The organism is Streptomyces pilosus (assembly GCF_014649835.1).
Lineage (GTDB): Bacteria > Actinomycetota > Actinomycetes > Streptomycetales > Streptomycetaceae > Streptomyces > Streptomyces pilosus.
Map to the genome: position 1 here is coordinate 1 of NZ_BMTU01000015.1, position 17,634 is coordinate 17,634.

24 protein-coding genes are annotated in these 17,634 nt (G+C 74.2%); 3 read left to right on the plus strand and 21 right to left on the minus strand.

Annotation, left to right across the window (positions count from 1 at the left end):
- On the plus strand, positions 1 to 155 hold a 155-nt coding region (locus tag IE118_RS28320), incomplete at its 5' end, for a M23 family metallopeptidase (protein ID WP_189560926.1).
- Positions 156 to 236: 81 nt separating this feature from the next.
- On the opposite strand, the gene IE118_RS28325 is transcribed toward IE118_RS28320, so the two are convergent.
- The 18 genes from IE118_RS28325 to IE118_RS28410 all read right to left on the minus strand — a co-directional run bounded on the left by IE118_RS28325 (position 237) and on the right by IE118_RS28410 (position 14,190).
- Entirely contained in the window at positions 237 to 509 is a 273-nt protein-coding gene (locus IE118_RS28325; protein ID WP_189560927.1) for a hypothetical protein, read from the minus strand.
- A gap of 52 nt (positions 510 to 561) precedes the next feature.
- Entirely contained in the window at positions 562 to 3,195 is a 2,634-nt protein-coding gene (lanKC, locus tag IE118_RS28330) for a class III lanthionine synthetase LanKC (RefSeq protein ID WP_189560928.1), read from the minus strand.
- Positions 3,196 to 3,325: 130 nt separating this feature from the next.
- A complete protein-coding gene (gene mpaP, locus IE118_RS28335) occupies positions 3,326 to 4,984 on the minus strand; it encodes a daptide biosynthesis intramembrane metalloprotease (RefSeq protein ID WP_189560929.1) in 1,659 nt (552 codons plus the stop codon).
- Positions 4,985 to 5,003: 19 nt separating this feature from the next.
- Entirely contained in the window at positions 5,004 to 5,744 is a 741-nt protein-coding gene (locus IE118_RS28340) for an ABC transporter permease (RefSeq protein ID WP_189560930.1), read from the minus strand.
- Entirely contained in the window at positions 5,737 to 6,471 is a 735-nt protein-coding gene (locus IE118_RS28345; RefSeq protein WP_189560931.1) for an ABC transporter ATP-binding protein, read from the minus strand. The genes IE118_RS28340 and IE118_RS28345 overlap by 8 nt, the downstream gene beginning before the upstream one ends.
- A gap of 127 nt (positions 6,472 to 6,598) precedes the next feature.
- Positions 6,599 to 6,775, minus strand: a complete 177-nt coding sequence (locus IE118_RS28350; protein ID WP_189560932.1) for a daptide-type RiPP — start codon at positions 6,773 to 6,775, stop codon at positions 6,599 to 6,601.
- A 64-nt stretch (positions 6,776 to 6,839) separates the two neighbouring features.
- Entirely contained in the window at positions 6,840 to 7,040 is a 201-nt protein-coding gene (locus IE118_RS28355; RefSeq protein WP_189561100.1) for a daptide-type RiPP, read from the minus strand.
- Between the two features lie 75 nt (positions 7,041 to 7,115).
- Positions 7,116 to 7,289, minus strand: coding sequence for a daptide-type RiPP (locus IE118_RS28360; RefSeq protein ID WP_189560933.1), 174 nt, complete (start codon positions 7,287 to 7,289; stop codon positions 7,116 to 7,118).
- A 44-nt stretch (positions 7,290 to 7,333) separates the two neighbouring features.
- Complete coding sequence (locus tag IE118_RS28365; RefSeq protein WP_189560934.1) at positions 7,334 to 7,510, minus strand: daptide-type RiPP; 177 nt, start codon at positions 7,508 to 7,510, stop codon at positions 7,334 to 7,336.
- Positions 7,511 to 7,572: 62 nt separating this feature from the next.
- Complete coding sequence (locus tag IE118_RS28370; protein ID WP_189560935.1) at positions 7,573 to 7,749, minus strand: daptide-type RiPP; 177 nt, start codon at positions 7,747 to 7,749, stop codon at positions 7,573 to 7,575.
- Between the two features lie 50 nt (positions 7,750 to 7,799).
- Entirely contained in the window at positions 7,800 to 7,976 is a 177-nt protein-coding gene (locus IE118_RS28375; protein ID WP_189560934.1) for a daptide-type RiPP, read from the minus strand.
- A gap of 71 nt (positions 7,977 to 8,047) precedes the next feature.
- Positions 8,048 to 8,227 carry a daptide-type RiPP gene (locus IE118_RS28380; RefSeq protein ID WP_189560936.1) on the minus strand — a complete coding sequence of 60 codons (180 nt, stop codon included), beginning with the start codon at positions 8,225 to 8,227 and terminating at the stop codon, positions 8,048 to 8,050.
- An 89-nt stretch (positions 8,228 to 8,316) separates the two neighbouring features.
- Positions 8,317 to 9,528, minus strand: coding sequence for a daptide-type RiPP biosynthesis dehydogenase (mpaC, locus tag IE118_RS28385; protein ID WP_189560937.1), 1,212 nt, complete (start codon positions 9,526 to 9,528; stop codon positions 8,317 to 8,319).
- Positions 9,525 to 10,820, minus strand: coding sequence for a daptide-type RiPP biosynthesis aminotransferase (gene mpaD, locus IE118_RS28390; protein ID WP_189560938.1), 1,296 nt, complete (start codon positions 10,818 to 10,820; stop codon positions 9,525 to 9,527). The genes mpaC and mpaD overlap by 4 nt, the downstream gene beginning before the upstream one ends.
- Entirely contained in the window at positions 10,817 to 11,644 is an 828-nt protein-coding gene (mpaM, locus tag IE118_RS28395; RefSeq protein WP_189560939.1) for a daptide-type RiPP biosynthesis methyltransferase, read from the minus strand. Before mpaM ends, mpaD begins: the two co-directional genes overlap by 4 nt.
- Positions 11,641 to 12,690 (minus strand): daptide biosynthesis RiPP recognition protein, encoded by a 1,050-nt coding sequence (gene mpaB / locus IE118_RS28400; RefSeq protein ID WP_189560940.1) that lies wholly within the window; start codon positions 12,688 to 12,690, stop codon positions 11,641 to 11,643. The genes mpaM and mpaB overlap by 4 nt, the downstream gene beginning before the upstream one ends.
- 107 nt (positions 12,691 to 12,797) lie before the next feature.
- Entirely contained in the window at positions 12,798 to 13,778 is a 981-nt protein-coding gene (locus IE118_RS28405; RefSeq protein ID WP_189560941.1) for an LLM class flavin-dependent oxidoreductase, read from the minus strand.
- Between the two features lie 118 nt (positions 13,779 to 13,896).
- Positions 13,897 to 14,190 (minus strand): hypothetical protein, encoded by a 294-nt coding sequence (locus tag IE118_RS28410; protein ID WP_189560942.1) that lies wholly within the window; start codon positions 14,188 to 14,190, stop codon positions 13,897 to 13,899.
- Between the two features lie 212 nt (positions 14,191 to 14,402).
- Between IE118_RS28410 and IE118_RS28415 the strand changes: the two genes are divergently transcribed.
- Positions 14,403 to 15,431, plus strand: a complete 1,029-nt coding sequence (locus tag IE118_RS28415; protein ID WP_189560943.1) for a helix-turn-helix transcriptional regulator — start codon at positions 14,403 to 14,405, stop codon at positions 15,429 to 15,431.
- Between the two features lie 56 nt (positions 15,432 to 15,487).
- Here IE118_RS28415 and IE118_RS28420 read toward each other — a convergent pair whose 3' ends face one another.
- From IE118_RS28420 to IE118_RS28430, 3 genes are all read right to left on the minus strand, one after another.
- Complete coding sequence (locus tag IE118_RS28420) at positions 15,488 to 15,682, minus strand: hypothetical protein (RefSeq protein WP_189560944.1); 195 nt, start codon at positions 15,680 to 15,682, stop codon at positions 15,488 to 15,490.
- A 151-nt stretch (positions 15,683 to 15,833) separates the two neighbouring features.
- Entirely contained in the window at positions 15,834 to 16,043 is a 210-nt protein-coding gene (locus tag IE118_RS28425; RefSeq protein ID WP_189560945.1) for a DUF397 domain-containing protein, read from the minus strand.
- Positions 16,040 to 16,918, minus strand: a complete 879-nt coding sequence (locus IE118_RS28430; protein WP_189560946.1) for a helix-turn-helix domain-containing protein — start codon at positions 16,916 to 16,918, stop codon at positions 16,040 to 16,042. The genes IE118_RS28425 and IE118_RS28430 overlap by 4 nt, the downstream gene beginning before the upstream one ends.
- A gap of 150 nt (positions 16,919 to 17,068) precedes the next feature.
- Between IE118_RS28430 and IE118_RS28435 the strand changes: the two genes are divergently transcribed.
- The gene (locus tag IE118_RS28435; RefSeq protein ID WP_189561088.1) at positions 17,069 to 17,509 is read left to right on the plus strand and encodes an ATP-binding protein; all 441 of its coding nucleotides are present in this window, start codon (positions 17,069 to 17,071) and stop codon (positions 17,507 to 17,509) included.
- Positions 17,510 to 17,634: the final 125 nt, after the last annotated feature.

The following is a 17,634-nucleotide window of genomic DNA, read 5'->3' on the forward strand; positions in this document are numbered from 1 at the left end:
GCCAGGTCGTCAAGACCGGCCAGAAGATCGCCCTGTCCGGCAACACCGGCAACTCCAGCGGTCCCCACCTGCACTTCGAGATCCGCACCACTCCGAACTACGGCTCCGCGATCAACCCCGCGAGCTTCCTGCGCGCCAACGGCGTCAATCTCTGACCCCCGCGCACCCCGCGACACCCCGGCGACCCCGAGGACGGCACCCCCACCGCCCCCGGGGTCGCCGCGTCGCGCCGGTGCTCAGCCGGCCCCGCCCACGGCCTCCCGGGTGCGCGCCCAGCCCCGCAGGGGCGGCCGGCGCAGGATCTCCTCCACCACCGCCGCCGCCCCCTCCGCGGAGAGTTCCGCGGAGGGGGTGACGAGGAGCGACGCCGAGGTGGGGGTGCAGCCCAGCAGGCGCGCCGTCCACCCCGGCGGGAGCAGGGCGACCAGCCGGACGGCGGCCGTCTCCGAGGCCGCGCCCGAGGGCGCCTGTGCGGTGACCTCGATACGCACACGGTGGGCGGTCGGCATGGGGCGGAGCTCCTGAGGGGGTGCGGGAACGGTGGACGGCACGGGACGCGGATCAGCCGACGGGCGCCGCGACCCCCGCCAGGCCCAGGAACGGCAGCGCGGCACGCCGGTCCGTCCCCAGCGAGGCCAGGACCGCCAGCACACCCGCCGAGCCGGTCGCCAGGTCGGTGGACAGCCGCAGGGAGTGCTCGCCGAGGAAGGCCAGCGTCCCGTCGTGCGGTACGGCGTGCCAGCCGAGGCCCGCGAGCTGGGCGTGCAGGGTGGCAAGGGCCCGCTCGCCGCCGTCGTGGGTGTGCAGCAGGGCGGCCATGGCGCCGGCGCGGCCCGTGAAGAGACCGATGCCCGGGTGGTAGTCGGTGGTGAGGTCCGTGCGCATGTCCTCGTACACGGCCCGCAGCCCGGCGTCCTCGCGGTGCCGCAGCAGCTCGTGCAGCACGATGGCCTGGCCGGCGCTGCCGCAGGCGATGTGCGGTCCGCGCCAGGGGGCCTGTTCCAGCACCTCCGGCCCGCCGGGCAGGCGCCCCGAGGCGACCAGGTCGTGGCGCAGGATCCGCGCCGCGGTGTCCACCAGCGCCTCGGCCCCGTCCCCGGGCAGCAGTGCGGCCACCCGCAGCAGGAACAGGGCCTGGCCGGCGCCGCCGTGGAGGAGGCCGGGCAGGTGCCGCCTGTCCCGCCGGTCCTGCTGCGCGTCCTGCGCGGACGGTCCGTCCGCCGGTATGTCCCCCGCGCCGAGGCCGATGCGCTCGGCGAGCGACACGGCCAGTACCCGCGCCTCCTCGGTCCGGCCGAGCTCCAGCAGTGCGAGGCCGAGCCCCGCCGTGCCGGAGTGCAGGCTGTCACCGGCCTCGTCCCGGGGCAGGTCCACGGCCCGGTCCAGGAGTCCGGCGGCTTCGGCGGTGCGGCCGAGGACGTGCAGGGCGCAGGCGATGCCGGACAGCCCGTCGTACAGTCCCGGGCGGGGCTGGTCCACCGTACGGGCGGCGTCGGCCAGCCAGTCGACGTACTCCCCGGGGACGTCCCGGCCGGCACCGTGCAGCGCCCACAGCACACCGGCCGCGCCGTGCGCGACGGACAGACCGCCGCCGGGGTGCGAGAACTGCTCGATGTCACCCGGGAAGAGACGGTCCTCCCGCTCGGGGGTGGCGGTGGCGAGGATGCCGTCGGCGACCCGGCCGGCGAGCGCGGCCAGTTCCCCGGCGTCGGCGAAGCCGTCCGGGCCGGTGGCGGGGACGGGCCAGAGCGGCTCGGCCGGTTCCGGGCCGGCGGCGTCCAGGGACAGTTCGGCACGGACCCGGTCCGCGAAGTCGGCGGGGACGGGGAAGCGCTCGCGGACGAGTTCGATGAGCTGCTCGGCCTTGGCCGGGTCCCACGGCATGAGGGTGGTCAGCGGCAGGAAGACGCTCAGCCGCAGGCAGCCGAGGGCGTAGCGGTCCACGTCGGTGCCGGTGGTGCCGGCGGGGGCGCAGTAGCCGGGGGCGCCCATGGCCTGGCCGCTGTGGCCCTCGGCGGGCCGGGTGGTCTCCAGGTCGATGAAGGCGACGGTGCCGTCGGGGCGGATCAGCACGTTGTTGGGGTGCAGGTCGCCGAAGACCAGGCCGCGCTCGTGCATGGTCGCCACGGCGGCCTCGATCCGGTCGAGGACGTCGAGCGCCCACACCGTGTAGGCGGCGGGGTCGAGGGTCTCGCTGCGGTCGGTGGCCGAGTGGACGACCGGGTTGAGGCGGACCATCTCGCCGCCGAGCTGCTTGCCGTCGACGTACTCGCGGGTGAGGAACCAGTGCTGGCTGCCCTTGCGGTAGTCGAGCACCCTGGGGAAGGCGTCGAGTCCCTCCAGGGCGATCATCGCGTCGTGCTCGCGCTGGAGGCGGGTGACGGCGTCGTCGCCGGACTGGTCCAGGCCGGCGTGCGGGCGGCCTTCCTTGACCAGGACCTCCCGGCCGTCGCGGGTGTCGGTCGCCTTGTAGACGCCGCCGCCGTTGGAGAAGTGCAGGGCCTGCGTGATCCGGAACGGGAAGTCGCCGAGGCCGCCGCCGCGGGCCCGCTCGGCGAGTGCCTCGCGGACCACTCCGGGCAGTTCGACCCAGGCCGGCGGCTTGAAGGACGGGCCGCGGACGTCCGGCACCAGCCGCCCCTCGGGGTCCTCGATGCAGTGCACCGTCTCGCCGCCGGGCTGGCGGGAGAGCCGGGCGGCGAACCCGCCGTAGCGGACGTACAGCGGGCCGGACCTCCAGCGCAGGTCGCTGAGGATGTACGGGCCGTCCCGGCCCTCCAGCAGCGCGCCGAGCTCGTGCAGGACGGTGGCGAGGTGTTCCTCGTCCCGCGGGTACATGGTGATGAACTTGCCGCTGCTGCCGCGGTCCCCGTACTTGCTGTTGCGCAGCATCAGCATGGTGGGGCTGGTGAGGAACTTGAACATCATCGGGTGGGCGAAGCAGTAGTCGCGCACGATGTCGAGCACCTCGCCGGCGGACTCCAGGGTCGCCGAGACGTGGATCTTCCAGCCCTGCAGCGGGATGTCCGGCTGTGGCGGCCCGATGCACGTCCACTCGCTGATCTGGCTGCGGGTCCAGCCCTCGGGGAGCGTGGCGCCGACGAGCGGGTACTCCTCGCCGCCGGCCGGGCCGGCGGTGGGCTTGTCGAAGTAGACGGTTCCGGGCGGGCAGTAGGCGATGTGACGCAGGCTCATGGACGGTCTCTCCAGGCTCTCCGATGGGATGGGACGGGTGGCGCGGGCCCGCGGCGGGCCCGCGCCGGGCCTCCTGGTCCGGGCCGGACCGGGCGCGCGGGGCCACGGCCCGGTCCGCGGACGGGAGGCCCTACGGCAGGAGGGGGCTGAGGTAGGTGACGGCGAGCCACGTGCCCAGCGGGTGCGTTCCGGCGTCGACCTCGGCGACCCCCGACCGCTCTGCGGGGACGCCGTCCACCGTGAGCGGGTAGCCGCGCACCGGCAGCAGGTCGGACCCGCCGGACACCGGGATCAGCGCGGACAGCGGCGCGGTCTGCGGTTTCGAGGCCACCGACTCCAGCCGGCCGGTGGCCAGCAGGGGCCGGGACAGCAGGCCGTTGCGGCGCAGCTCGACGCGGGCGCCCTCGGTCAGCAGCTGTCCGCCGCCGCTGCCGTCCTGCACGACGAGGCTGACCGTGCCGTCGTCGGCGACGGTGTAGCCGGCGGAGTAGGTCGCGGGGACCTTGATCCCGGCGGCGGCGGCCGCGATCAGGGCGGCTCCGGCGAGACTGACGGCGAGGACGCGTGCAGGGCGGGCGCCGGACCGGCGGGCGGTGACGGCGAGCTTGACGTAGCCCTTGGCGAGCCGCCACAGCAGGTAGCCGATGCCGAGGGCGAAGAGGGCCGCGCCGGTGAAGCCGAGCCGTTGCAGCATCCCCGACCAGAGGGTCAGCGCGGTGCCGACGAGGTACAGGGGGAACAGCAGGCACGCCAGCCCGTACGGCACGGCCCACGGCTTGCCGGGCAGCTCGCGGCGGTAGTGGCCCCCGAAGGCGGCCCGGGAGAGGGCGGCCAGGGCGTCCGTCATGGCCTTCTCGCGCAGGTGCGAGATGTCGAGGTGGCTCATCAGGGCGATGTAGCCGTCGAGTTTGACCAGCGGCAGCAGGTTGACGGCGCAGGTGATGTACGTGGTGAGCGCCATCACCAGCAGCGGGCCCCGCCAGCCGCTGTCCGCGGGGACGAACAGCGCGGCGATCGCGGCGGCGCCGGCGGCGACGGCCTGCACGAACACGCCGGCGAGGGCGATCTGCACGCGGTGCCGGGGCTGTCCGAGCCGCCAGCCGTCCGAGACGTCGCAGAAGAACGCCGGCGACATGTAGAAGAGCATGAAGCCCATGCGGGTGGGGCGGCCGCCGTGGTGGGTGAGGACGGCGCCGTGGGCGAACTCGTGGACGGCGGTCGTGGCGACGATGCCGACGACCACCGCGAGGTAGGCCGTGAGGTGCATGGGCCGGGACACGGCGTCGCCGAGCTGGGGCGAGCACACGGCGAGGGCCAGCAGGCCGCCGAGGGCGATCACGGTGGCGGCGACGGAGACGGAGCGGCGGAACAGCAGCCGGGTCAGCGGGGCCATCCGGCGCAGCAGCCGGTCCGGTCTGAGGACCGTGAACTGGACGGTCAGCGGCGGCACCAGCTTGACCCGGCGGACCTTGCGCGGCGGGGTGCCGTCGTCGAGCAGCTTCTTGTCGGCCAGGGACCTGACGGCGGTGCCGATGTCGTCGGCGGTCCACGGGGTGCCCAGGGTGTCGGCGAGTTCGCGGTGGTCGCGGGTGCCGTCGAGGGCGCGGATCAGCCGGGCGAGATCGGCGCCGACCCGGAAGTGCTGGGTCTCGCCGCGCTGGACGACCCAGGGGGCGTCCTGTTCGGCGGGCTCGTGGACCGCCACGTGGGAGGCGGTGCGGGGGTGTTCCAGGTCGGGCGCGGCGGGGGCCGCGGGTGGCTTCGGGCGGGTGAGGGTGAGTGTGGGCATGGGGTCGGCACCTCGGGCTTCAGACGATGTCGCGGGTCGTCAGCAGACGACGCGCGGCGAACCAGGCGGCGGTGAGCCATCCGGCGATGGCGGCGAAGGCCCAGGGGACCGGCAGCAGGTCCGGCTTGACGTCCCGGTAGACGGAGCTCATCGCGATGGTCAGCAGGTACTGGGCGGCCTCCGGGGCGAGGGCCTGGACGCCGGGGTCGACGACGAGGGTGAGGGTGATCAGCAGGGCGACGGCGGAGACCTGGTTGCGGACGATCCAGCCGAGCAGCGCTCCCCAGGGGGCGGCCAGGACGGAGCAGGCGAAGACGCCCGCGAGGATCAGCCACGTCTCGCGGGTGAACGCGGCGCTGTCTCCGTAGGGGGCTCCGGCGAAGGCGCAGGCGAGGGCGCCGAGTCCGGCGGCCAGCAGGCCGAAGGCCGCTCCGGCGGCGGTGGCGACCGCGGTCTTGGCGGCGAGCAGCCGGCCGCGGGATCCGGCCAGCAGGACGGAGCGGGCGACGGTGCCGGTCCCGTACTCGCGGGTGACGAGGATCGCGCCGGACAGCGACGCGAAGAGGAACATCATCATCCACGCGCGGGCGATGTCGTTGGTGACGTCGGCGGCGGAGCCGCCCGCCGCGACGGCCTTGTGGCCCTCGGAGGCGAAGCCGAAGGTGGACAGCAGGCACAGGAACGTGCCGGCCAGCATCAGGATCCACCAGGTGCGGCCGGTGACGGCCTTGCGGAGTTCCCCGTGGACGAGGTTACGCATGGGTGAGGGCCCTCTCGGGTGCGTCGACGAGGTGGAAGAAGCGCTCCTCCAGGCGGTGCGCGCCGCCGTCGGTCAGGTCGGCGAGGGTGCCGGCGTAGCGCAGGGTGCGCTGCACGACGACGACGTCGTCGACGGTCTGTTCGACCTCGGCGAGCTGGTGGCTGGAGACGAGGACCGTGCGTCCCTCGGCGGCGAGTTCCCGCAGGGTGTCGCGCAGCCAGCGGATGCCGTCGGGGTCGAGGCCGTTGGCGGGTTCGTCGAGGACGAGGACCTCGGGGTCGGCGAGCAGGGCGGTGGCGAGGGCCAGCCGCTGCTTCATGCCGGTCGAGCAGCCGGACACGGGCCGGTCCTCGGCGCCGGTGAGTCCGGTGAGTCCGATGACCTCGTCGGTGCGGCGCCGGTCGAGGCCGAGGCAGGCCGTCCAGACGAGGAGTTCCCCGCGGACCGTGGAGCCGGTGACGGGGCCGATGGCGTCCATGGCGACGCCGACCCGGTGGGCGGCGCGCGGCAGTTCGCCGTAGGGACGGCCGAGCACGGTGGCGTGGCCGGCGGTGGGCCCGGCCAGGCCGAGCAGCATGCGGAGGGTGGTGGTCTTCCCGGCGCCGTTGCGGCCGAGGAGTCCGGTGACGCGGCCCGCGCGGATGTCGACGGTGAGGTCGTCGACGGCGGTGACGTCCTTGAACTTCTTGGTGAGTCCGGTGAGGGAGATCGCCGGGGTGGTGCTCATCGCGGCTCCTTGCGGTGGGGGTGTCGAGCGGGGGCGCCGGGGCCGGGCCCCGGCCGGGAGGTGGTCCCGGCCGGGGGCCCTGGCTCACTCGACGGCTGCGGTGATCCGCCGCGGGGCGGATGCGGCGTCAGGTGATGACGACCGCGGCGGAGACGAGAGCCGAGACGCTCGCCCCGGCGGAGATCCCGCCGATGGTGCCCCAGCCCGGTGCCTCCAGGGCCTCCAGTTCCTGGAGGCCGAGCTCCAGGTCCTGCTCCTCGAAGGCGGCGGTGGTGGTCCGGTCGTCGGACCTGTGGTCGCTCATGTCGTGGCGTCCTTTCCCGTGGGTGAGTCCGGGTGTCCCGTGGTGGGTGCTGCCGGAGGGCGGATCAGGTGGCGACGATCGCGGCGGAGGCGATGGCCGCGCCGCTGACCGCGGTGCCGGCCGAGAAGCCGGTCCAGAAGCCCGGCGCCTCCAGCGCCTCCAGCTCCTGCAGACCCAGCTCCAGACCGTCCTGCGGGTTCGAGGCCGTGACCTCGGCGGACTTCTCGTACTGCTCGCTCATCGCGAACTCCTTCGTGGAATTCATGGGGTGGGTGGTGGTGGGGTGGCGCCGGCCGATCGGGGATGACGACGGTGGCGTCAGGTGATGACGACGGTGGCGTCAGGTGATGACGGCGGTGGCGGAGACGACGGCCGAGACGCTCGCCGCGGCGGAGAAGCCGGTCCAGAAGCCCGGCGCCTCCAGCGCCTCCAGCTCCTGCAGACCCAGCTCCAGACCGTCCTGCGGGCTCGTGGCCGTGACCTCGGCGGTCCTGTCGTCGTACGGCTCGCTCATCGCGAACTCCCTGGTGGGTGGGGGTGTCGGGGTGAAGGGCCGGATCAGGTGACGATCGTGGCCGAGATGACCGCGGCCGAGGCGGCGGCGGAGACACCGGCCGAGAAGCCGCCGATGGTGACCCAGCCCGGGGCCTCCAGCGTCTCCAGCTCCTGCAGGCCCAGCTCCAGGTCCTGCTCCTCGACGGCGGCGGTCACGGACTGCTCGTTGATCTCGGACATTGCTGACTCCTCGATGAGAAAGACGGGTTGATACGGAGGGTGATCGGGGTGGTGCGGCCGGATCAGGTGGCGATCGCGGCGGAGGCGATCGCCGCGGCGCTGACGGCGGTGCCGGCGGAGAAGCCGGTCCAGAAGCCCGGCGCCTCCAGCGCCTCCAGCTCCTGCAGACCCAGCTCCAGACCGTCCTCGGGCTTCGAGGCCGTGACCTCGGCGGACTTCTCGTCGTACTGCTCGCTCATCGCGAACTCCTCGGGAAGAAAGGGGGGAAGGGGCGGGGTGAACGGCCGGATCAGGTGACGATCGTGGCCGAGATGACCGCGGCCGAGGCGGCGGCGGAGACACCGGCCGAGAAGCCGCCGATGGTGACCCAGCCCGGGGCCTCCAGCGTCTCCAGCTCCTGCAGGCCCAGCTCCAGGTCCTGCTCCTCGACGGCGGCGGTCACGGACTGCTCGTTGATCTCGGACATTGCTGACTCCTCGATGAAAAGGACGGGTTGATACGGACAGGTGGTCCGGTGGCCGGGGTGGTCCGGCCGGATCAGGTGGCGACGATCGCGGCGGAGGCGATGGCCGCGCCGCTGACGGCGGTGCCGGCCGAGAAGCCGGTCCAGAAGCCCGGCGCCTCCAGCGCCTCCAGCTCCTGCAGACCCAGCTCCAGACCGTCCTCGGGCTTCGAGGCCGTGACCTCGGTGGTCTTCTCGTCGCGCTGCTCGCTCATCGCGAACTCCTTCGTGTCACAGGCGGGTGCGGTGGTGGTGCGGTGGTGCGGCTGTCCGGCCGGCGAGGGCGCCGGTCCGGTCCGCGCCGTCACGCGGCGCGGAGGACCGATGTGGTGCGGGGTGCGTCGACGGCCCGTCGCAGCAGGGCCTCGACGTCTGCGGTGAGGAGGCCGCCGAGCATCGGCAGGCCGGCCCCCCAGGCCCGGGTGGTCTGCCGGGCCACGGCCGCCAGCCGCTGCGGCGGGGCCGTGACGTGCCGGCCGATGCCCCAGCCGTCCATGAGGCCGACGATGCCGCGGGCGGGGTCGGCGGACAGCGGCTGCGGTGTGCCGCGGCGGACGCGGTCCCAGATGTGGCGCAGCCGGGCCGCCGAGCCGTACCGTTCGTCGCCGTCCAGGACGGCTCGCCACAGGTGCGGCAGGAGGGCGGCGACCGCCGTCATCTTGCGCACGCCGAGCGCCGTGGACAGCTCGTTGGCGATGATCCAGCCCTCCGTGGTGAAGGGGGTGCGGCCGAGCCGCATCCAGGTGGCGTGGGTCAGTCCGCTGAGCCGGGCGAGGTCGAGCCGCAGCGCCGCGTCGGCCGGCCGTCCCCGCTCGCGCAGTGCGGCGGCCCGGTGGCCCAGGCCGGCGAGCTGTTCGGCGGCCGCCTCGCAGAAGGCGTCCTCGACGGGCAGGTCCTTGTGGTCGCCCGCGTAGGGGGTGACCGTGCGGAACAGCGCCTCCAGCACGCCCTCCTGGAGCAGGTCGGCGGGCAGGGTCTCGGTGGCCGCGGCGTCCAGCAGGGCCGCGTCGGGGGTGAGCGCCTCCGCGGAGACCAGGCGTTTGCCCTGCCGGTGCGGCATGCACGCCACCCTGCTGATCTCCGACCCGGGCCCGACGGTGGTCGGCACGGCCAGCAGGGGCCGGACGCGCCGGACGCGCGGGCCGAGGGCGAGCAGTCCGCAGCGGGACGTGTCGCGCAGGGCCTGTGCCGCCGCGGGGCTGTCCTGGGCGACCAGGGCGAGTTTGGCCCGGTCCACGCAGGTCCCGCCGCCGACGGCGACGATCAGGTCGGAGCGTGCGGTGCGTGCCGCGAGGGCGAGGATCTCCGTGGCGTCGCCGGGCCCGTCGGGGGCCAGGCGGTGGACGAGGTGTCCGGCGCGCTCCAGCTCGCCTTCCACCAGGGCGGTGATCCGGGAGCCGGTGAGGGCGGGGTCGACGAGGAGCGAGGTGCGGCCGGCCGGGGCGTACGACAGCCAGTCGGCGAGGCCCTCGGCGCCCAGCAGCAGGCGGGTCGGCCCGGACCAGGGGAGGTTCACGGCCGTGCTCCCGCGAGGCGGGCGGCGCGGCCGGGGGCGGCCACGCCGGCGGCGTGGGCCTCGATGCCGGTGCGGACGCGCCGTACGAGCTCGGCCAGGTCCTCGTCGCCGCAGATCAGCGGCGGCAGCAGCTGCACACCGTTGATGCCGGGGTGGACGATGGCGCCGGCCTCGCGGATGCGGGCGACGAGGTCCATGACCTGGTGCTGCGGCAGGGGTTCGCCGGAGGGGGTGACGACGCGGATCGAGCGGAAGAGTCCGATGCCGGTGGTGGAGCCGATGAGGGCGTGGCCGGCGACGAGGGCGGTGAGTTCGTCGTCGAGGCGTTCGGCGAGCCTGCGGCCGCGGGCGACGGCGTCCAGGCGGCGCATCTCGTCGATGGTGGCGAGGATCGCGGCGCAGGTGGCGGGGGTGCCGGCCTGGGTCTCGCCGTGGGTGAGCATGGCGTCGGCCCGCTGGAAGGCGTCGGCGACGCCGCGGGAGACGATCACGGCCGAGGCGGCGCAGGTGCCGTTGGTGAGGCCCTTGGAGGTGACGAGGAGGTCGGGCCGGGCGGTCCAGCGCTGGGAGGCGAACATGTCGCCGGTGCGGCCGAATCCGGTGGCGACCTCGTCGGCGACCAGCAGGAAGCCGTGCTCGTCACGCAGGCGCAGCAGGGTGTCGACGTAGTCGTCCTCCAGCGGGACGGCACCGCTGCCGAGGACCGGTTCGACCACGACGGCGGCGATCCGCTCCCCGTGGCGTTCCATCAGGTCGGTGACGGAGGCGGGGTCGTTGGGGTGGACGTGCCGGACGAGGCGGCCGTCGACGCCGTAGAGGCGCTGCCCGAGGTTCTCCCCGGTGAGGGAGAACGAGCCGTAGGTGAGTCCGTGGTAGCTGCCGCGCAGGCCGACGATCACGTTGCGGGTGTCGTCGCCGCGCAGGGCGTGGTAGTGGCGGGCGGTCTTCATCACCAGGTCGTTGGCGGAGCCGCCGGAGGTGGAGAAGATGACCCGGCCGTAGTGGTCGGCGCCGGCGAGGTCGACGAGGGCGTCGGCGGCCCGGCGGGCCCAGGTGTGCTCGTAGCGGAAGATGCTCAGGTAGGAAGCCTCGTGCAGGGCCTGGGCGATGGCGTCGGCGATGACGGTGTTGCCGTGGCCGAGGTTGGCGTTCCACAGTCCGCTGTCGCCGTCGAGGAGTTCCCGTCCGTCGCTGAAGCGGATGCGCATGCCCTCGGCGGAGACGGCGCACAGGTCGTCGCGGCCGTGCTGGGAGGGCGGGACCAGGCTGGTCCACAGGGCCTGGTAGCTCATCGCCGCACCTCGGCCTCGATCAGGACGTCGTGGTGGCGTCCGGTGCCCTGTCCGATGGGAGTGGTGGCGACGACGGTGAAGCCGGCCGCCTCGAGTTCGGCGGTGACCTGCCGGGCGGGCAGGACGCCGATGGTGGTGGTGGCGACGGTGACGGGGCCGTCGGCGGGCACGGGCTGCGGGAGCACGGTGACGGTGCGGGTGGCCGCGCCGGGGCTCCACTGCTCGTACATCAGGTAGCCGTGGCCGCGGGCGCCGGTGACGGGGATCTCGGACTCGTCGGTGCCGTCCGCCGCGGGGTCGACGTCGACGGTGGTGAGCAGGAAGCGGCCGCCGGGGGCGAGGTGGTCGCGGACGCACCGGTAGAGGCCGGGGCGGTCCTCGTCGGGGAGGAGGGAGATGGTGGTGGTGCCGAGCAGCACGACCCCGTAGCGGCGGTCGAGCCGGAAGTCGCTCATGTCGGCCTCGACGCTGTCGCAGCGGCGCCGCACCTCGTCGGGGGCGTTGGTGAGGCCGGCCCGCAGCAGGGCGAGCATGTCGGGGGAGAGTTCCAGCGCGGTGACCTGGTGGCCGGCGGCCAGCAGCGGGAAGGTGAGGCGGCCGGAGCCCGCGGCGAGGTCGAGGACGGGCCCGTCGGTGCCGCGTACGGCGGCGAGGATCTCGGGGACTTCCTGGGTGGTCCGGCCGCAGATGTCGTGGTAGACGCGGCTGCCGTGGGCGTCGTACAGGTCGCAGATCCGGGCCCGGTCGCCGAGCGCGTCGACGGCGGCGCCGGCGCGGCCGGTGAGGGGGGTGCCCGCGCGGGCGGGGCTGAGCAGCGTACTCATCGGGCGAGCTCCTCGTGGCGGTGGGGAGGGGTCCGGTCGGCCGGGCCGGTGGCGGGGCCGTGGGTCAGGGGGATGCCGGTGGCGCCGAACCAGGTGTCGACGGCGGCGACGGCGGCGGGGTCGGCGTGGCGGGAGGCCCGCTCCGCGTCCCCGGTGGTCAGCAGCGCCTCGGCGGCGTGCGCGGCGTCGGCGGACAGCGAGACGGTCCGGCCGCTGCGCGGATCGTGGACCAGGGCTCGGTCGCCGTCGCGCAGCAGGAGCGGGAGTGCCGGGTCCGTGGCGTCGGCCGCGGCGTCCGGGTCCGTCGCGGGGCCGGGGCGGGGGCCGAATCCGGAGACACGGATCCGGTCGAGTCCGCGGGTGCGGGCGGCGCGCACCGCGTCCACGGCCGCCAGGTACCGGCCGAGCCAGGGCCGTCGGACGACCTCGGGGTGCGGGCCGGGGGCGGCCCGCCAGGCCCGGTCCAGTTCCCCGGGGGTGGAGCCGAGGTCACCGAGCGGAGTGCCGCCCGGGGTGGTGGAGACCGTGCCGTCGGGGGTGACGTGCAGCCGCAGGAGCGGGCCGTCGCCGTCGGGTGCCGCACCCAGCGCGCGGTGGTCCGCGAGCCGTACGGCGGGGTGGGTCGGGAGGGGGGCGAAGTCGCCCTCGGTGCGGGCCCGGTCGGCGTCCGCCAGGTAGGCGTCCAGGCCGGCGTCGCCGTCGGCCCGCAGCAGGGTGGGGGCGAGCGGCGGGTGCAGGCCGGGCCGCTCGTAGCGCAGGGTGTGGAGGTAGAAGTCGGGGTGCAGTCCGGCTTCGCCGGTGCCGTCGCCGGTGAGGTCGCCCTCGTAGGTGAGGACGGTGACGCCGTCGTGGTCGGTGGTGAGGCCGGGTTCGGTGTGCGGGACGAGGACGGTGGTGCCGGCGGCGGTGAGCGCGGAGGCCAGCAGGCGGGGCAGGCAGGCGGCGTCGGCGAGGACGACGGTGGCGGGGGCGCCGTGCGGGCGGGACCGTCCGGGCCAGGGGCGTCCGGTGCCCCATTCGATCGCCGGCACGGCGATTTCTGGCATGAACATGACTACCTCGGGAGTGGGATCGGCCCGGTCGGAGGCCGTACGGAAGAGGAGGAGGCCCTACGGAGGGAGGGACCGGGAGGGAACGGTGCGGTGGCGCGCCGTCAGGCGAGGCCGAGCGAGGCGAGCAGCGCCTTCAGCTCCTGCGACGCGGCCTGCGGGCCGTGCAGCGACGCCACGCCCGTCACGTTGAGGACGATCTCGTCGACGCCGGCCTCGGTGTAGGCCGCGAGTTTCTCCCGCACCTCCTCGGCGGTGCCGTACAGGAACGCGTCGCCCTTCACGAGCGCGAGGGCCTGCGCGGTCTCGTCCCCGTCGGCGAAGCCGCCGTCGGGCAGGGCCACACCGCCGCGGCGCAGCATGTCCCGATAGTGCGGGAGTCCCAGGTGCGCCCCGTTGGAGGCCAGGGCGAGACGGGCGGGGTCGCGGTCGTCACCGGTCAGGGCGACGGGCACGATGGCCGTGACCCTCGGCGCCGGCCGGCCGGCCCGTCGCGCCCCCGCGGCCAGCGCGGGCACCAGGTGCCGGGCGAGGTAGCGGGCCGGGGTGAGCCAGGTGATCGCCACGTCGGCCAGTTCCCCGGCCACCTCGGCCATCTTCGGCCGCAGCACCCCGAGCCCGAGGTCGATCCGGGGCCCCGGCAGCGGCGCGATCCTGCCCGCCTGGTGCCAGTACTCCCCGTCCAGTGCCTCGGGCGTCCCGGTGAGGGCCGCCCGCACGGCGGTCAGATACTCCCGGGACGCGGTGAGCGGGCTGCGGTACGGCTCGCCGCGCATCGCCCGCTGCAGGTCCCGGGACCCCGGGCCGAACCCCGCGACCACCGACTCGCCGGTCGTCAGCGACAGGGACTTGGCCTGCAGCGCCGCCTCGTAGGGGTGCCGCATCGGCATCAGCGTCACGCCCAGCCCGGTCGGCACCCGGAACCCCGCCCCCGCCGCGTGGGCGAAGCCCTGGTGGGGTTCGGTGATCATGCCCTGCCCCTGCCAGAGGCGGTGCGCTCCGGTCCACCGGACGAGACCGGCGAAGGGCAGCAGCTGTTCGGGCCTGCGGGGCACGAACGGGACGAGGACCGAGTAGTCCGTCATGGCGAGGATCTCCTGATGGTGTCCGCGGGTGGGGCGCGCCGTGGTCGGCGGCGCGCCCCCGGGGGAGCCGGCCTCCTGCGGCCCGCTCGGTGTGCGGGCCGGGGCCGGTGTCAGGGACTCAGTCCCACTCGTGGACCGGCTTGAGCTTCCCCAGCACGTCCGCCGCGCGGTCCGCCACGTGCCCCGCGACCCCGCAGAGGGCGCCGCCGAGCGGCAGGCCCGCGGGGCACTCGCCGCGCGGCGGGGCGAAGGACGCGGACTGCGCGGCCGGCTGCGGTGCCGCCGGCGCGGCCTGGGCGGTACCCGTGCCGCCGAGCGCCACGACGGCCCCGGCGAGCAGCGCCACGGTGGTGAGGCGGCGGGCGCCGCGGGTCCGGACTGCCTTGCTCCGAGTGGTGGCCTCGCTGTTCATGCTGTTCCCCCTGTGGTGCGCTGTCGATCTCTCCTTGCGAGGACAACTCTGCCTGCCGGCGCGGTCCCGATCGATGCGGATTCCATGCAGCTTCCTGCGCGATCCGGTGCCGCTTGTTGCGTGCCGCCCGATCGGCCGCTATGGCGCTGCTTGATCAAAGAAGGTACTTCTTATGCCTGATCAGGCACGGTGAAGGCAACAAGGGGGAAGCCATGGCGCAACCGGATCTGGAGTTTCTCGGGGTCGCCCCGGAGGACGAGGAGCTGTACCGGTTCCTGTTGCGCACGGGCGGGGCGGAGCCCGGTGAGCTGAGCGGGACACCCGAGGACGATCCGACCGGGCCGGCCCCGGATCCGGGGGAGGCGTGCCGCCGGATCACCGGGCTGGGTCTGGCCGTGGAGGGCACGAACGGTGTGCTGCGTCCGGTGCCGCCCGCCAAGGCCGTGGAGCGGCTGGTGGAACTGCGGGTCAAGGAGCGCCGGGAGGAGCTGGAGGGGGCGGTCGGCAGCACCGGCATCGTCGACTCGCTGCTGGCCGAGCGCGAGGCGGGGGCGCTGAGCGGGGCGGCGCTCGCGGAACGGGGCGGCGCGCCGATCCAGCACCTGGAGGGCCTGGACGAGGTGCGGGCCGCCATCGACGAACTGACCTTCTTCACCCGCACCGAGAGCCTGACGACCTACCCGCGCGGCACGCTGTCCCCCCAGGGGATCGCCAACTCCCGCGCGATGGACCTGCGGATCCTGCGCCGCGGGATCCGGATGCGGACGCTGATGGGGTCCGGAGCGCTCGACGACCCCACGACCCTGGCGTACCTGCGCGAACTGGCCGCGAAGGGCGCCGAGATACGCGTCTCCCACCAGCCCCTGGAACGCGTGATCATCTGCGACCGGGCGGCGGCGCTCACTCCGATCGACCCGGCCAACACCGCGAAGGGCGCGATCCTCACCCGGGAGGCGGGGCTGGTGGCCGCGCTGGTCTCGCTCTTCGAGCGGATGTGGGACACCGCCCAGGAACTCCCCGTCGGCGCCGACGGCCCCGACGCCGGGGACGGACTGCCCACCGAGATCGAACGGAAGATCCTCAAGTCCCTGTACGCGGCCGACAAGGACGAGAGCGGCGCCCGTGACCTGGGCATCTCCGTACGTACGTACCGCAAGCACGTCGCCGCGCTCATGCAGCGCCTCGACGCCACGAACCGTTTCCAGGCGGCGCTGCTGGCCCGGGAGCGCGGCTGGCTCTGAGAACACGCGGAAGGGCCGGGACACCCCATGGTGTCACCGGCCCCCCGTCGCCCGGTTCAGCTCCCCGGCTTCTGCCGCCGCACCGCCGCACCGACGAATCCCGCGCACACGAGGACGGCGAGCCCCAGGGCCACGGCGGCCACGGTCCGGGCACCACCGTCCAGCAGCGTCATCGCCACACCCAGGCAGACGGCCAGCAGGGCGGCCACCAGGGCGGGGGTCAGTCCCTGCCGGTTTTCGGAATCGGACATGGGCATGAGGGCTCTCCCGTGGAAATCGCCGGAGTCGGTGCTTCCCCTTCACCGTCCCACTCCGCCCCGCCCCCGCCCGCCCGTTCCCGTTGCAGCTTCCTGCACGCCGCCGCGCATCATGCTGCACCGCACGGCCGGCCCGGCGGTGCGCTCAGTCCCGGGACGCGTACGGGACGAACGCCAGCCACGCACCCGGGGCGAAGGCGATGCGGGGACCTCCGGAGGTCTTGGAGTCACGGACGTGGACGGCGCCGGGGGTGAGGGCGAGTTCGACGCAGGACTCGCCGTCGGTGCCGCCGCTGTAGCTGCTCTTGAACCACACCAGTCCGGATGCATCCCCGGTGGAGACCTTGCTCGTCATGTCTCTCCCAGCAGTTCCTCGATGAAAGCCAGCGACTCCCTTGGCGGGAGGGCCTGCGCCCGGATGGACCCATACCGCAACTCAAGGATGCGGAGCTGCCTCGGGTCGGACACGGGCCGCCCGTTGAACTTACCGTCGGAGCGCCCCACCGCCGTACCGTCCGGGAATTTCAGCAACTCGATTCTGCCGTCAAGCCCTGGATGCGGCTCGGTGTCCGTCGGCATCACCTGGAGCCGGACGCTGTGCAACCGTCCCACTTGCAGCAGGCGTTCAAGCTGCTGCCGCCACACCGCCGTGCCCCCGACGCGTCGACGCAGCGGCGCCTCTTCCAGTACGAAGTGGATCGACGGAGCCGGGTCGCGCTCGAAGACCGACTGCCGAGCCAGACGAGCCGCCACCATGCGCTCCATGTCGTCCGGTGAGTAGGGCGGTTGCGCCGCACCGATCACGGCCCGCGCGTGCTCGGGCGTCTGCAACAGCCCGGCGATGATGTTGCACTCGTACACCCCGATCTCGACCGCCTTGCCCTCCAACTTCCCCAGTCGCCGCACCTGCTTCGGATACCGGACCTTCTTCACGTCCTCCCAGGCCGCCGAGAGGAGGCCGCCCGCGGTCAGGACCTCGTCCGCCCTGTCCAGGAACTCCTGCCGAGGGATCCGCTTGCCGCTCTCGATCTTGTAGACCATGTCCTCGCCGTACCCGACGACCCGGCCGAAGTCGGCGGCCCGCATCCCCGCCGCCTCGCGCCGCAGCTTCAGCTGCCGTCCGACGGTCGTGATGACCGCGACGCCCCACTCGTCGTCCGGGTCCACTTCCCAACCGGGCTCGTCCGCCTCTTCCCTGAGCCGACCCGCCTCCGCCTCGACCGCCGACATGCCGCACCTCTCCCTCGGAACCGTCCGTGACGCACCCGGCGCCCTACCCGTACCAACCGTCGGCACAGCCACGACAGCACCGGACAACCACCGGACAGTGACCGTACGCACGCACTGAGTGACCTCTCACGGTACGCAGGTGCGGCCACGCTGAGTGATGTGAATCAGCGAACCGCCGAACCCGCCTCTCCCACCAGGAACTTCAGCGTGCTGTTGTCCGCCACCGCTCGCAGTGCCCGCCTCGCCCGTCTCCTCACGGACGCCCACCTCCGCGACTGGGGATACGACTCGGAGGCCGCACGCCACGTCGTGGCCGAACTGGCCACCAACGCCGTCACCCACGGCCGCGCCCCGGGCCGGGACTTCCGTCTCGCGTTCCACGTGGTGGACCACACACTCCGCATCGAGGTCACCGACACCCGGAGCGACCGACTCCCCCGGCCGCGCCCGGCTCCCCCCGACGCCGAGTCGGGCCGCGGCTTGTGGCTCGTCGACGCGCTCGCCGACCGCTGGGGCGTGTCCGAGGACCGCTGCCCGCGCAAGACCGTCTGGGCCGAACTGCGCCTCACGGCACCGGCAGAAGGAACCTGATGTCCGCGCCCGGGTACGCCAGTCGTCCCGGACGACCGCCCTGGAGCGGCGTGGTCTCGACGAGTCGGACGACGTTCGTGGCCGTATCCCGGAATGCGCCGACCCCGACGCCTTCCGGGAGTGGC

Coding starts and splice junctions, on each gene's coding strand:
- IE118_RS28325 (WP_189560927.1), bottom strand. CDS start 509: ATGCCGACCGCCCACCGTGTGCGTATCGAGGTCACCGCACAGGCGCCC.
- IE118_RS28410 (WP_189560942.1), bottom strand. CDS start 14,190: ATGAACAGCGAGGCCACCACTCGGAGCAAGGCAGTCCGGACCCGCGGC.
- lanKC (WP_189560928.1), bottom strand. CDS start 3,195: ATGAGCCTGCGTCACATCGCCTACTGCCCGCCCGGAACCGTCTACTTC.
- IE118_RS28425 (WP_189560945.1), bottom strand. CDS start 16,043: ATGACGAGCAAGGTCTCCACCGGGGATGCATCCGGACTGGTGTGGTTC.
- IE118_RS28405 (WP_189560941.1), bottom strand. CDS start 13,778: ATGACGGACTACTCGGTCCTCGTCCCGTTCGTGCCCCGCAGGCCCGAA.
- IE118_RS28430 (WP_189560946.1), bottom strand. CDS start 16,918: ATGTCGGCGGTCGAGGCGGAGGCGGGTCGGCTCAGGGAAGAGGCGGAC.
- mpaM (WP_189560939.1), bottom strand. CDS start 11,644: ATGAGTACGCTGCTCAGCCCCGCCCGCGCGGGCACCCCCCTCACCGGC.
- IE118_RS28375 (WP_189560934.1), bottom strand. CDS start 7,976: ATGTCCGAGATCAACGAGCAGTCCGTGACCGCCGCCGTCGAGGAGCAG.
- IE118_RS28340 (WP_189560930.1), bottom strand. CDS start 5,744: ATGCGTAACCTCGTCCACGGGGAACTCCGCAAGGCCGTCACCGGCCGC.
- IE118_RS28415 (WP_189560943.1), top strand. CDS start 14,403: ATGGCGCAACCGGATCTGGAGTTTCTCGGGGTCGCCCCGGAGGACGAG.
- mpaD (WP_189560938.1), bottom strand. CDS start 10,820: ATGAGCTACCAGGCCCTGTGGACCAGCCTGGTCCCGCCCTCCCAGCAC.
- IE118_RS28360 (WP_189560933.1), bottom strand. CDS start 7,289: ATGAGCGAGCCGTACGACGACAGGACCGCCGAGGTCACGGCCACGAGC.
- mpaP (WP_189560929.1), bottom strand. CDS start 4,984: ATGCCCACACTCACCCTCACCCGCCCGAAGCCACCCGCGGCCCCCGCC.
- IE118_RS28350 (WP_189560932.1), bottom strand. CDS start 6,775: ATGAGCGACCACAGGTCCGACGACCGGACCACCACCGCCGCCTTCGAG.
- IE118_RS28345 (WP_189560931.1), bottom strand. CDS start 6,471: ATGAGCACCACCCCGGCGATCTCCCTCACCGGACTCACCAAGAAGTTC.
- IE118_RS28380 (WP_189560936.1), bottom strand. CDS start 8,227: ATGAGCGAGCAGCGCGACGAGAAGACCACCGAGGTCACGGCCTCGAAG.
- IE118_RS28420 (WP_189560944.1), bottom strand. CDS start 15,682: ATGTCCGATTCCGAAAACCGGCAGGGACTGACCCCCGCCCTGGTGGCC.
- IE118_RS28355 (WP_189561100.1), bottom strand. CDS start 7,040: ATGAATTCCACGAAGGAGTTCGCGATGAGCGAGCAGTACGAGAAGTCC.
- IE118_RS28370 (WP_189560935.1), bottom strand. CDS start 7,749: ATGAGCGAGCAGTACGACGAGAAGTCCGCCGAGGTCACGGCCTCGAAG.
- mpaB (WP_189560940.1), bottom strand. CDS start 12,690: ATGCCAGAAATCGCCGTGCCGGCGATCGAATGGGGCACCGGACGCCCC.
- IE118_RS28365 (WP_189560934.1), bottom strand. CDS start 7,510: ATGTCCGAGATCAACGAGCAGTCCGTGACCGCCGCCGTCGAGGAGCAG.